10 protein-coding genes and 1 pseudogene are annotated in these 12,770 nt (G+C 62.9%); 3 read left to right on the forward strand and 8 right to left on the reverse strand.

Annotation, left to right across the window (positions count from 1 at the left end; translation table 11 throughout):
- Positions 1 to 175: 175 nt before the first annotated feature.
- Positions 176 to 3,967 carry an ATP-binding protein gene (locus WA702_RS27130; RefSeq protein ID WP_425113621.1) on the forward strand — a complete coding sequence of 1,264 codons (3,792 nt, stop codon included), beginning with the start codon at positions 176 to 178 and terminating at the stop codon, positions 3,965 to 3,967.
- Between the two features lie 41 nt (positions 3,968 to 4,008).
- The gene (locus WA702_RS27135) at positions 4,009 to 5,172 is read left to right on the forward strand and encodes an ATP-binding protein (protein WP_425113622.1); all 1,164 of its coding nucleotides are present in this window, start codon (positions 4,009 to 4,011) and stop codon (positions 5,170 to 5,172) included.
- A gap of 16 nt (positions 5,173 to 5,188) precedes the next feature.
- Here WA702_RS27135 and WA702_RS27140 read toward each other — a convergent pair whose 3' ends face one another.
- From WA702_RS27140 to WA702_RS27160, 5 genes are all read right to left on the reverse strand, one after another.
- Entirely contained in the window at positions 5,189 to 7,114 is a 1,926-nt protein-coding gene (locus tag WA702_RS27140) for a PAS domain S-box protein (RefSeq protein ID WP_425113623.1), read from the reverse strand.
- Between the two features lie 152 nt (positions 7,115 to 7,266).
- Positions 7,267 to 7,524, reverse strand: coding sequence for a hypothetical protein (locus WA702_RS27145; protein ID WP_425113624.1), 258 nt, complete (start codon positions 7,522 to 7,524; stop codon positions 7,267 to 7,269).
- Positions 7,525 to 7,649: 125 nt separating this feature from the next.
- Positions 7,650 to 8,372 (reverse strand): SOS response-associated peptidase, encoded by a 723-nt coding sequence (locus tag WA702_RS27150; protein ID WP_425113625.1) that lies wholly within the window; start codon positions 8,370 to 8,372, stop codon positions 7,650 to 7,652.
- Positions 8,373 to 8,375: 3 nt separating this feature from the next.
- On the reverse strand, positions 8,376 to 8,825 hold the full coding sequence (locus WA702_RS27155; protein WP_425113646.1) for a hypothetical protein: 450 nt from the start codon (positions 8,823 to 8,825) through the stop codon (positions 8,376 to 8,378).
- A gap of 39 nt (positions 8,826 to 8,864) precedes the next feature.
- Positions 8,865 to 9,272 carry a hypothetical protein gene (locus WA702_RS27160; RefSeq protein ID WP_425113626.1) on the reverse strand — a complete coding sequence of 136 codons (408 nt, stop codon included), beginning with the start codon at positions 9,270 to 9,272 and terminating at the stop codon, positions 8,865 to 8,867.
- Between the two features lie 152 nt (positions 9,273 to 9,424).
- Here WA702_RS27160 and WA702_RS27165 point away from each other — a divergent pair, with 152 nt between their 5' ends.
- Positions 9,425 to 10,360, forward strand: coding sequence for a Ku protein (locus WA702_RS27165; RefSeq protein ID WP_425113627.1), 936 nt, complete (start codon positions 9,425 to 9,427; stop codon positions 10,358 to 10,360).
- A gap of 89 nt (positions 10,361 to 10,449) precedes the next feature.
- On the opposite strand, the gene WA702_RS27170 is transcribed toward WA702_RS27165, so the two are convergent.
- The 3 genes and pseudogenes from WA702_RS27170 to WA702_RS27180 form a co-directional block, all read right to left on the reverse strand.
- Positions 10,450 to 11,484: an HNH endonuclease gene (locus tag WA702_RS27170; protein ID WP_425113628.1), complete on the reverse strand. Its 1,035-nt coding sequence runs from the start codon at positions 11,482 to 11,484 to the stop codon at positions 10,450 to 10,452.
- 163 nt (positions 11,485 to 11,647) lie between these two features.
- Entirely contained in the window at positions 11,648 to 11,917 is a 270-nt protein-coding gene (locus WA702_RS27175) for a hypothetical protein (RefSeq protein ID WP_425113629.1), read from the reverse strand.
- Positions 11,918 to 12,045: 128 nt separating this feature from the next.
- Positions 12,046 to 12,767 (reverse strand): annotated as a pseudogene (locus WA702_RS27180) (SOS response-associated peptidase).
- Positions 12,768 to 12,770: the final 3 nt, after the last annotated feature.

Below are 12,770 nucleotides of genomic sequence, written 5' to 3' on the forward strand. Positions count from 1 at the left end.
CTTGTGTAGATGCTGAGTTCCGTCGAAACGAGCCTGCGCGAGTCCTGACCAGCCTCGATGGACAATCCGAAGTCGCCACCTCTAAAATATTATTATTTGTCTTTCTGACGCTGCTTCGAAGCGGGATGTATCCATGAGTTCAAATGCGTCTCAGTTCTTAAGCGGAGGAGGCGCCATGGGCGAGCTGATGCGGCGCCATGACTGGCAGGCCACTCCGCTGGGTGACCCGGCTGCCTGGCCCCAGTCGCTGCGCTCGGCGGTGAGCATCATGCTGAACTCGCGCTATCCCATCGCGCTGTATTGGGGGTCGGAGCTCGCTCTCCTCTACAACGATGCATGGAGCCCCATTCCCGGCAGCAAGCACCCTTGGGCACTGGGCCGCGCTGGACGCGAGGTCTGGCCGGAAATCTGGGACGCCATCGGCCCCCTCTTCGACGAGGTCCGCACCACCGGCGAGGGCGTGTGGCAGGAGGACGAGCTGCTGCCGATGCTCCGGCATGGATACCTCGAAGAGTGCTATTTCAACTTCACTTTCAGCCCCGTTCGCGGCGAGGAGGGCAACATCGACGGCATCTTCAACGCTGTTGTCGAGACGACCGACCGGGTCCTCTCGGAACGGCGGCTGCGGACGCTCAGCCGACTGGGCGAGCGCGCTAATGCCTCGCTCAGCGTCGATGAAACCTGCCTCCGGGCGACCGGCATCCTTGCGGAGAACCGCGCCGACGTCCCGTTCGCCCTGCTCTATTTGCGGGAGGGCGACACGACCCGCCTCGTCGCGACCGTTGGTTGCGGGGCCGTCCCGCCGGCCGGCGGAATCACGCCATGGCCACTTGACGAGGCAGAAAGGCAGGGCGGACCGATCGCGGCGCCGGCGATGCCAGGCTACGCTCCGAGCGACCCATTCTGGTCCGAGCCCGTCACGGAAGTGGTGATCGCGCCCATCACGGTCGCCGGCGAACAACGTTCTTCTGCATTCCTCGTCATGGGCGCAAATCCGCGCCGCCGCGTGGATGCGAACTACCTCTCCTTCTTCGATCTCGCGGCAGGCCATATCGGCACCGCGATCGCAACCGCCCGCGCATATGAGGACGAGCGCCGGCGCGCGCAGATGCTCGCAGAAATTGATCGCGCGAAGACGGCATTTTTCTCAAACGTCAGCCATGAGTTCCGCACGCCACTTACCCTGATGCTGGGTCCTCTCGAGGATGCGCTCGCCGCGACCGCCGTGCCCGAACAGCGCGCCAGACTGGAGGTTGCGCATCGCAACGCTCTGCGCCTGCTACGGCTCGTCAACGCGCTGCTTGACTTCTCTCGGCTGGAAGCGGGCCGGGTCGACGCGACGTTCCGGCCCGCGGACCTCCCCACCGTCACGTCCGATCTCGCCAGCAGCTTCCGGTCCGCGACGGACCGCGCGGGACTGCGCCTGAACGTCGACGTCCGACCCCTCTCGGGAGAGGTCTACGTCGATCATGACATGTGGGAGAAGATCGTCCTGAACCTCATGTCCAACGCCTTCAAGTTCACTCACCAAGGCGAAATCGCGGTGAGCCTGCAGGAGCAGGAAGGACAGGCGGTGTTGACGGTGCGGGACACCGGCGTCGGCATCCCGGCGGAGGAACTGCCGAAGCTTTTCGACCGCTTTCACCGAGTCGAAGGAGCACAAGGACGAAGTTTCGAGGGTTCGGGGATCGGGCTCGCGCTGGTCGAGGAACTCGTCAAGCTTCATGGCGGCCTGATCACCGTTGCCAGCGAGCTCGGCCGCGGCACGACCTTCACCGTCAAAATGCCGCTGGGTTTGGCACACTTGCCTCCCGATCGGGTTCAGCCGGTCGCGGTTGCCGGACATGACGCCAATCGCGCCCAGGCATTCGTCGGGGAAGCACTGCGCTGGATCTCGAACTCGGCGGATCCGGACCTGCTCACCGAGGTTGTGCCGGCGCACGCTTCGGCCCAAGTGCCGCCGGAGCCCAAAGAAAACGGCTCGGGGCGGTCTCGCGTGCTGCTCGCCGATGACAACGCCGACCTGCGCGACTACATCGCCCGCCTCCTTCAGGAGTCAGGATACGACGTCCAGGCAGCGGCGGACGGCAAAGTCGCCTTGGCCGCGATCAAAACCGAGCCTCCGGACCTGCTCCTCACGGACGTGATGATGCCAGAGCTCGACGGCTTCGGCCTGCTCCGCGCGGTCCGGGAGCAGTCTGAGCTACGAGACATTCCGGTGATCATGCTATCGGCCCGCGCGGGCGAAGAAGCAACGATCGAGGGCATCGAGGCCGGGGCCGATGACTACCTGACGAAGCCGTTCTCCTCGCGCGAACTGCTCGCCCGGGTGTCCGCAAACATCAAGATGGCGCGCGTCCGTCGGGAAGCTGCAGAGGCCATCCGCGCCAGCGAACAAAGGTTGAAGGATCTGAATGCCACGCTGGAGCGGCGCGTTGCGGAAGTGCTGGCCGAGCGGCGAATCCTTGCCGACATCGTCGAAGGCACGGACGCGTTCGTCCAGGTCGTCGACCCCGCCTTTCGCTGGGTCGCCATCAACAAGGCCGCCTCCGCCGAGTTCGAGAGCATCTTCGGCGTCCGTCCGGCGGTCGGCGACAGCATGCTGGATCTGCTCACTCATCTGCCGGACGAGCGCGAGGCAGTTCGCAAGGTTTGGGCACGCGCGCTGGCCGGGGAAGAGTTCACCGAAGTTGGGGCATTCGGAGACCCCGGGCGGAACCGCCGCCACTACGAAATGAAGTACAACAGCCTGCGGGACGACCAAGGCCGGCGCATCGGCGCCTATCAGTTCGTGTACGACGTGACGGCTCGCGTCCGCGAGCAGGAGCGTCTGGCGCAAGCCGAGGAGCAGTTGCGACATGCTCAAAAGATGGACGCCATGGGTCAGCTCACCGGCGGCGTTGCGCACGACTTCAACAATCTGCTGACCCCGATCGTCGGTGCCCTCGATGCCCTGCAGCGCAAGGGCGTCGGTGGGGAACGGGAGCAGCGCCTGATCGCGGGCGCCGCCCAATCCGCCGACCGTGCAAAGACGCTGGTGCAGAGGCTGCTGGCCTTTGCGCGTCGGCAGCCGCTCCAGGCCACCGCGGTCGACATGGCCGGTCTGATAAAGGGGATGGCCGACCTGATTGCCAGCACCAGCGGGCCGCAGATCAAGGTTTCCATGGAGGTCGCCGATAACCTGCATTCGGCCAAGGCCGACGCGAACCAACTTGAAATGGCCCTCCTGAATCTGGCCGTGAACGCGCGCGACGCGATGCCGAACGGCGGGACGTTGCGCATCAGCGCCGACGAAGAACCGGTGCTGCCTGGGCATCGTTCCGGCCTGCCGCTCGGGCGCTTCCTCCGCCTGTCGGTCGCCGACACCGGGGTCGGGATGGACGGAGCGACACTCGCACGCGCGGTCGATCCGTTCTTCTCGACCAAGGGCGTCGGAAAGGGGACGGGCCTAGGCCTGTCCATGGTTCATGGGCTGGCCTTGCAGCTCGGGGGGGCCTTGCAAATCCAGAGCCGGCTGGGCGTAGGCACAAACGTCGAACTCTGGCTGCCCCTGAGCGATGAGCCGGCCCAGCGCGAGCAGGAGCATGATGATGCCGCGCAGGCCTTGAACCCCGGGGCTGGAACGGCCCTGCTTGTGGACGATGAGGAATTAGTGCGGGCGAGCACGGCCGACATGCTGGCCGACCTGGGTTACGCGGTCGTGGAAGCCGGGTCAGCCGAGGAGGCTCTTGCCATTCTTCGAACCGGCGTTCGGCCCCAACTGCTGGTTACCGATCACCTTATGACCGGCATGAACGGCACTGATCTGGCGCGCATCGTGCGCTCGGAGATCTTAGGTGTGCAGGTGCTGCTCGTCTCGGGCTACGCCGAGGCGGAGGGAGTGGCACCCGACCTGCCGAGACTGACGAAGCCATTCCGCCGGGACGAACTCGCTGCGTCACTTGCGAGCTTGGCAATGCCGCATTGATTGAGCAAACTGGGAACGTGGTATGAGCGCTGGAGTGCAGGGTGAGTGATTCAGGAAAATGGGTGAGCCAAGGTCAAGAGCGCTTGGCCGACTTCATCCGCAACAACCAACCAGCAATCATCAAGGAATGGACGGACTTCGCCCGAACACGCTCGCCGGCGAGCGACGCGATGTCGAAGCTCGCTCTCGAAGACCATATCGCCGACATTCTCAAGTTCGTCGCCGACGACCTGGAGTCGCCGCAGACCGCGCGCGAGCGGGTCGAGAAGTCGCACGGCTTGGCCGAGGAAAATGGACCCTTCAGCCAGAGCGCTGCGGAAGTTCATTCCGCGCTTCGGCTCGCCGATGGGTTCGACATCGACCAGATGGTTTCGGAATATCGCGCGCTACGCGCAAGCGTCGTGAAGCAATGGGTGGCGCAGCATGAAATCCTTGCCAGCACGGATATCGAGGATCTTACGCGCTTCAACGAAGCAATCGACCAGGCCGTGACGGAATCGGTCGCCCATTACACCAAGACGATCAACAACTCGCGCAACCTGTTTCTGGGAGTCCTTGGGCACGACCTGCGTAATCCCATAGGCGCGGCTTCCATGGCTGCGCAGAGGATGGCACGATCGGTAGCGTCTGATCCGAAGCAGGCAAGAATGGTTGCCGAGATGGTCCGGACTACGGACAGGGCCACGCGCATCCTCAACGACCTGCTGGATCTCACGCGCTCCTCTTTCGGCACGGACATCCCGGTCGAAAAAAGCGAGACCGACATGGTCACGCTGTGCCAGGAAATCGCAGACGAATTGCGGGGCATCAACCCGAGCCAGACCATCGAAGTCACCCATCAGGGCGACCCGACGGGCCTCTGGGACGCGGCGCGAATGGGGCAGGTCCTCTCCAACCTGATGGGCAATGCGATCCAGTACAGCGATGCCTCGATGCCGGTTTCCGTGGCCATATCCGGAATAGACTCCGCGACCGTCGTCGTGACCGTGCATAATTTTGGCCCGCCGATTCCGCCTGAAAGTCAGAAGATCATTTTCCAATCGTGGATGCGCGGCCAGGAGGTCAAGGTTACCGCCGAGCACGGGACCCACCTGGGCCTAGGGCTCTACATCGCGAGATTGATCGTCGAAGCCCATGGCGGCGAGATCTCCGTCGCCTCCAAACAGAAGTCTGGCACGACCTTCACGCTTCGGCTTCCACGCTAGTGCTTCGTGGGCATCATTAACTCGCTAACAGCTCTATGGCGTCTGCGAGGTCGCGCTCGAAGAAAGGCTTCGCAAGCCGCGGAATTGCCTGAGCCGGGCCCTCCGGCAATTCGGCGTAGCCGGTGGCAATCAGGATCCGTATGCCCGGCCAATCGCGGCGGACCACTTCCGCTAGTTCGGAGCCGGTGATGCCGGGCATTGCCTGATCGGTGATGAGGAGATCGATATCTCCCTTCTCGCCGATGAGGGTTAAGGCTTCTGCTGCGCTTGAGGCGGAAAAAACCGTGTGTCCGAGTTCTTGCAGCATGGCGAGTGTATTGAAGGCGACCAAGGGATCGTCGTCGACGCTGACTATCCTGAGCGAGCGCGCGGTAGATGAGGCAGGAGGAGAAGGGTCCGATGCTTCCGATTGCTTTGCCCTAAGCGCCGCCGGCAAGCAAAGCTCAGCAGTCGTTCCCTCTCCGGGTTTGCTCTTGAGATATAGTTTGCCACCGGTTTGCTCGGTCATGCCGAGGACCATCGGAAGGCCGAGACCGGTACCCTTTCCCACCCCCTTCGTCGTGTAGAAGGGTTCGATGGCGTGTCTCAGTGTCTGGTCGTCCATGCCGGTGCCGGTGTCTTTTACGGACAGGCAAATATAGAGCCCCGGCTTGAGCCCAGGCTCGTTCTGAACGTTCCGCTCATGCGCGGAGATGACGACGAAGCCGCCTCGAGGCATCGCATCCTTTGCGTTCATCGCAAGATTCAGGATGGCGAGTTCAAGCTGGTTCGCGTCGGCGGACGCGTTCGGCAGGCCCAACGAGAAGCGGGTTTCGATCTGGATGGTCGAGCCCAGCGAGCTCCGCAGCAGGTCGGTCATGCCGTTGATGAGTTCGGGGACATTGACGGATTGGAGTTTGAGCTCCTGACGCCGGGCAAATGCCAGCATCCGCTGCGTCAGTGCCGCGCCGCGCTGGGCACCCTGCATGGCATTGTCGATGAACCGGTGCATCTGGCTATCGCCTGAAGGCAGGCGGCGTCTCATCATCTCGAGACTGCCCTGGATGGCCATCAACAGGTTGTTGAAGTCGTGGGCGACGCCGCCGGTAAGATGACCGATCGCCTCCATCTTCTGCGACTGCACCAATGCTTCCCGGGTACGCTCCAGCGTTTCTTCCGCTTTCTTGCGTTCGGTGACGTCCCGCGTGATCTTCGCAAAGCCCATGAGAACGCCGTCGCTGTCGCGGATCGCGTCGATCACGACGTTCGCCCAGAATGTCGTGCCGTCCTTGCGGACGCGCAGACCTTCCTTTTCGAATCTCCCGTCCCGGCGTGCTGTTTCGAGCGCGATAGCCGGAAGTCCGGCTGCGCGGTCTTCCGCGGTGTAGAAGATGGAGAAGTGCTGGCCGATGATTTCTTCCGGATTGTAGCCCTTGATACGTTCCGCTCCCGCGTTCCAGCTTGAGACTATACCTTCAAGATTCAGCAGGAAGATTGCGTAATCGGTCACGCCCTGCACCATCAGGCGGAACTGTTCCTGACTCCGGCGCAAGTCGGCCTCGGCTGCCCGCCGTTCCGTCAGGTCACGCGTGACCTTCGCGAAACCGACCAGTTTGCCTTCGCTGTCGCGGATCGGATCGATGATGACGTATGCCCAGAATCTGCTGCCGTCCTTGCGTACGCGCCAGCCTTCGCTTTCGAACTTGCCCTCGCGTTCCGCTGTCTCGAGGGCCCGACGCGGGAGCTCCGTCTTTCGGTCCTCCTCGGTGTAGAACCGGGAGAAATGCTCGCCGAGGATCTCGGATTCTTCGTAGCCCTTGAAGCGCCGCGCACCCGGGTTCCAGCTGCTGATAATGCCATTGGCGTCGAGCATGTAGATCGCATAGTCGGTCACCGCCTCCACCAGCATGCGGTAGCGGCCTTCGGCCGATTGCGCGGCTTCGAATCGGTCTCTGCGCTCCAAAGCTCGCCTGCGTTAGTTCTTGTGCCCCCAACGATTACGCGGCGCGAAGATAAGCGTTCCACAAAGGACTAATAATACTGGGATTTCCAAGGGGTGAGGATACGTCAGCAACAGTGAACCTGAGACGGGATCCATACAAGGGGAACTCATTGCTAGGCGCATTCGGGGCAGACGTCGCCGATCGAATCCAGAACCTCGCGAACCTCGGCGACGGCCTGGTCGGGCGAGAGCCCGGACGGCGGGTCTTCGCGAGCGACCTCGAAGGCGTGCTCCCGCGCATGCGGGTCCGCGCGGTCCTTCGCCCAACCGTGCTCTTCGCACTCGTGGATGGCGCCCGCCTCCTGCAGCACGTGGATCGCCCAGCCGCGCAGCGTTCGCGTCGCCTGCCTTCGTTCTTTCGTCATCAGCATCGAGATTACTCCTGCCAAGACGAATCCTTCGGTCTCCGGCCCGTTCCTGGCTGTTAGCACGGGTCAGGGATTCCGAATTGGCGGGGCTCCGCTTTTCCACGTGTTCCGCCGACGCCTTGCAGAAGCTACGTCGCTGGCGCGGGATCTTCCTTGACGCCGCGGGCGACGACCCGGAGTGCCCCGTCCGGCAGCGGCCGCTGCAGCTTCAGAGCCTCATCCGGAGGCCGGGTCATCCAGGTCTCGACCTCTTCCGGCGTCGTCAGGATCACGGGCATGGCCTTCGGATGAATGGCGCCGACCTCGGCATTCGGCTCCGTCGTCAGGAATGCGTAGAGATCGTTGGTCGTCTCGCCTTCCTTGACCTTCCTGACCGACGTCCAATTGGTCCAGATGCCGGCGAAACAGATGAGGGGGCGGGTCTCATCGAGCGCGAACCAGATGTCGCCGCCTTCGGCCCTGTTGAACTCGCTGAAGGAGTTGAACGGAACTACGCAGCGATTCTCGACGCCCAGCCAGCGCGTCCAGTGCTTCGATCTCACGTTGCGGATGTTGGTCGTCCCGCCGTCCGGCTCCATCCGGAGCAATTCCTTGAAATCGACCGCCTTGCCCTTGGCTTGCAGCTTCTCCGCCCGCTTCTTGGTGGCGTCCATCAACGCTTTGGACGATGACGGCATCCCCCACCGAGCGGTGGCGAGCTCGCGGCCGTCGGCGCCGGTCCGGACGATCGGCGCCTTGTAGTCAGGAAACACGCCTGGCATCGGCCCGAGGTTGCCGACGTACTGGTTGACGACGCGAAACAGCGCACTGATGGCCGCCTGGTTCGTCGTGATCGAATAGAGATTGCACATGAGTCAGGCTTCGGTTCGAGGATGCCGGGGTTGCCAGGCCAGTTGTAGCAGGGTCGCCGGCGGGCGTCGGCCCGCCCCGGCGCATTTTCGGCACCGCAGCCGGCTGGCGAGGTCGTGGACGAAGGTGGTCGGCGGGTGCTTCAAGGCGGTCAGATCGATCTCGCTCGGCGTCTTGCACCGGGAGCACCGGATCTCCAGCCACGCGAAGCCGCCGTTGATGGCCTGGTCGATTGTGGGCGAGGGATCGATCGGCTCCCCGTCGGACCACATCCGCTCGTTCCAGCTTTCGCACAGCAGCTGGTCCGCCTGCTGCAGCATGGTCTCGGCCTTGGCCCGCATTTCGGCGGACTGGGTGGCGAGGATGTTGGTCATCGCTCGCGCCTTTCCCAGCTCCTTGCTCAGGGCCTTGCGGTCGCCTCCGGAGAGCGGCGTGGGATGATGTTTCGGCGCCATCGGAATCCGGTTCAAAGGCTATCGTCGACGCGCCGGCGATTACTCGAATGAGGGCCAGCAGCCATCCTCTTCGAGTCGCCCGGTCCGCTGGGTACAAGTGTCGTCCAGCAATCTCTGCCCCACGTCCTTCCAGATGGCCTGAGGTCCGGGCAGCCGGACGGCGTCGGCCGTCTGGATCTCGACGATCCGTCCGCAGCGGCGGCAGGCGACCCGCAGCAGGTGCCGCTGGATCTCGGCCAGGCGCTGCGTTCGGACCGATGGGCCCGAGGAGGTTGCCCGATCGCCGGCGGCGTCGTCCAGGATGGCCTGCCAGTATTCGGGCGGCATCTCGTCGCCGGGCCCCGACGGACGCACCGGCGGCACATTTGCGCGGACCGCAGACGCGGCCGCGAGCTTGTCCATCTGCTTTCGGGTCGGAATGCGCCAGCTGGCGGGTCGATCGGTCATGCCACCACTAGAACATATCAAGAACGAAAAAGTCGAGTCCGCCGAAGGTCGAACGGACAAAATGAATCCGGTTGCGGCCGCTCAGGGAGTCGGAACCAGGGTCGCCCGTTCGTCTTGAGTCCGAACCGGTCACCGTTTGGAGTAGCTGCGTCATGGCCCCCCGCGCGAACTGGAAAGGCTTCCTGCGCCTTTCGCTCGTCACCTGTCCCATCGCGCTATACCCCGCCACCTCTGAGTCCGAGAAGATCTCGTTCAACCAGCTCAACCGGAAGACTGGCCATCGAATCAAATATTCCAAGGTCGACGCCGACACCGGCCAGGAGGTCGCCAACGAGGACATCGTCAAGGGCTACAAGGTGGACACCGACACCTTCATCGAGGTGACCAAGGAGGAGCTGGAGAACGTCGCGCTGGAATCGACCCGGACTATCGAAATCGACGAGTTCGTCGACCGCACCGAGATCGATCCCCGGTATCTGATCCGGCCGTATTATCTGCGTCCGGATGGCCAGGTCGGCCACGACGCTTTCGCGGTCATTCGCGAGACCATCCGCGAGATGGAAAAAGTCGCGATCGGTCGTCTGGTGCTGACCAGCCGCGAGCACATCATCGCGCTGGAGGCCATGGACAAGGGGCTGATCGGCACCCTGCTGCGCTACCCCTATGAAGTTCGCGACCCGGCCGAATATTTCGACGACATTCAGGACGTCAAGATCACCGAGGACATGCTCGATCTCGCCCGCCACATCGTCGAGCAGAAGTCTGGCTCGTTCCAGCCCGGCAAGTTCGAGGACCACTACGAGACCGCGCTGGTCGAGCTCATCAACCAGAAGCGCGCCGGCAAGACGATCCAGCCCAAAGAGAGGCCTCGCGGCGAGAACGTCGTCGATCTGATGGAAGCGCTGCGACGCAGCGTCGGTGGCGCTGATCGCGAGCAAGCGGCCCCTGCTGCAAAGAAGCCCGCCAAGAAGGGAAAGAAAACGGCAGCCGGCCAGAAGGAGATGCTGATGCCGATCGCTGGGAAGAAGACAGCCAAGGAGGCCGCTGCGAAGAAGGCGCCGGCGAGGTCGCAAAGGAAGTCGGCGTGAGGAGGTGCTCGCATGGGTCCGCTTAAGGTCTGCCAGGCGCCCTTGAGGCTTGGGCTGAGAGGCGGCTCTCTTTGAGAGCTCTGCTTGATTTAAGAGGGCGGCGTCGCCCGGGATCGCTTGTGGTAATGCGCGACCAAGGTTTCCATGGCGCCGGAATAATGTGCTCTGAGGTCTTCAGCGTCCGCGGGACCGAGCCCTACTGTCCGCCAGTCTTGCTGTTCGAACTCCCGTTGGTTGACAGAAAATTCGCTGCTGCGGTCGGCTTGGCCGTCCAGATCGTAGACATAAATGTGCTCAATGAGGTCACTTGGGCCGCCAGCGGCGGCAAATAATCCGCCAATGCGCAGGACTCCCATGACCTCGACGTACGCGATCATCTCGCCAGTCCGAGGAACCGAACGGACGACGATTTTGTGGCCGAGCGCGATGTTCGGTCCGTCTAGTCCGGGTAGACCGTCGATCAGATATCGGAACGTGCCACCGCGCACCTGCATGTCTGCAACACATTTCAACAGCCGGTCCCAGTCCATGAAAGCCCGCCCGGTGGTGTGAATGAGGTATATCCATATCGCGGTAATCACTCCGCCAAATGTCGCCTGCGGACTGAAGTCAAGATTGAGCTTGAGAAGGTCGCCGTCGTTCACGCCAACGACCTGTGCCGCTTTTCTCGCTGCTTCGATGTCCAGCTGCGGGAAATCCTTTTTGGCGCGGTTTAACAACTGGCCGAACGTCTTCATATTTCCAGCCGCGATCCGCACCTCGTGTCCGTCGTCAACAGTCGTGACGTCATAGGTCACATCGGCGGATGTGATCCTTCCGTCTGCTTCGACTCGAACCCGGCGCCCGTCGCGAGTTTCGACGAGCTTCGGTGGATGTTTGCCCTCGTCGCGGGGCAGATTGAGCAGGGTCGGCCAGTCGCCGAATGCTTTGACGAGGGCGTTGTCGGCTACTCGATCGAGGGCCGTGTTGCAGACGCGGCAGATGATGCCTTTCGGCTTCAGTCGTCCTCCCAGGGCGTTCGGAAAAACGTGTGCCGCGGAATCATTTTCTGGCGTGAGCGGCTCCATGCAGCCGCGGCATTTCGCCAGTTTGGCCGCGGCCGCGCGTCTTTTCGCCTCACCCATTCCTTGCATTCCTCGATAAACTGTTCGTCGCCTATCTCAATCAGGACTGTTGCCCATTGCCGCAAGTCGCCTCAATAAACAAGAACCTCGGTCGATCTGATCGATAGGGCTGGTTGAATGCTTCGCGCTCACATGCGCCGACAAACTTTGGACCCTGGGCAGCCTAGCCAATCTTCGGCGGACACTCCGGACATGTATCCCCAATCGAATCCAAGACCTCGCGGACTTCCGCGACGGCGTCGTCCGGAGAGACGCCCGCCGGCGGGTCTTCCCTGGCAAGATCCAAGACATGCTCGCGTGCGTGCGGATCGGCGCGGTCTCTGGCCCAGCCGTGCTCCTCGCATTCATGGATGGCGCCGGCTTCCTGCAGCACGTTGATCGCCCAGCCTCGCAGCGTCCGGATCGCCGGTCGCCTTTCCTTCGTCATCAGCATCGAGGTCACTCCTGACTGGACGAATCCTTCCGCCCGCCTGCTCGTTCCGGGCGGTTAGCACGGGTCAGGGATTCGCAATCGGCAGAGCTGAATCTTGTCCACCTGTTCCGCAGCGACTGTGCAGAACGTTACGTCGCCGGCGCGGGATCTTCCTTCACACCCCGGGCGACGATCCGGACCGCCCCGTCGGGGAGGGGGCGCTGCAGCTTCAGGGCTTCCTCGGCAGGCGCCGTCATCAGGCTTCGACCTCGTCGGAGGTCGTGAGGATCACAGGCATCGCCTTCGGGTGGATGGCGCCGACCTCGGCATTCGCGTCCGTCGTCAGGAAAGCGTAGAGGTCGTTGGTGGTTTCGCCCTCCTTGACCTTCCTCACCGACGTCCAGTTGGTCCAGATGCCGGCGAAGCACGCGAGCGGCCGGCTTTCGTCGAGCGCGAACCAGATGTCGCCGCCTTCGGCCCTATTGAACTCGCTGAACGAGTTGAAGGCCACCACGCAGCGATTCTCGACGCCGAGCCAGCGCGTCCAGTGTTTCGATTTCACGTTGCGGATGTTGGTCGTGCCGCTGTCCGGCTCCTTCCGCAGCAATTCCTTGAAATCGACTGGCTTGCCTTTGGCTTCGAGCTTAGCCGCACGCTTTTTGGTCGCCTCCATCAGCGCATGTTGCGACGATGGCATGCCCCAGCGAGCAGTCACGAGCTCCCGGCCATCGGCGCCGTTCCGGACGATGGGCGCCTTGTAGTCAGGAAAGACCCCGGGCATCGGCGGCAGGTTGCCGACGTACCGGTTGACGACACGGAACAGCTCGCTCATGGCGGCTTGGTTGGTGGTGATCGAATAGAGATTGCACAAAGG

This window comes from Bradyrhizobium sp. (assembly GCF_049798375.1).
GTDB lineage: Bacteria > Pseudomonadota > Alphaproteobacteria > Rhizobiales > Xanthobacteraceae > Bradyrhizobium.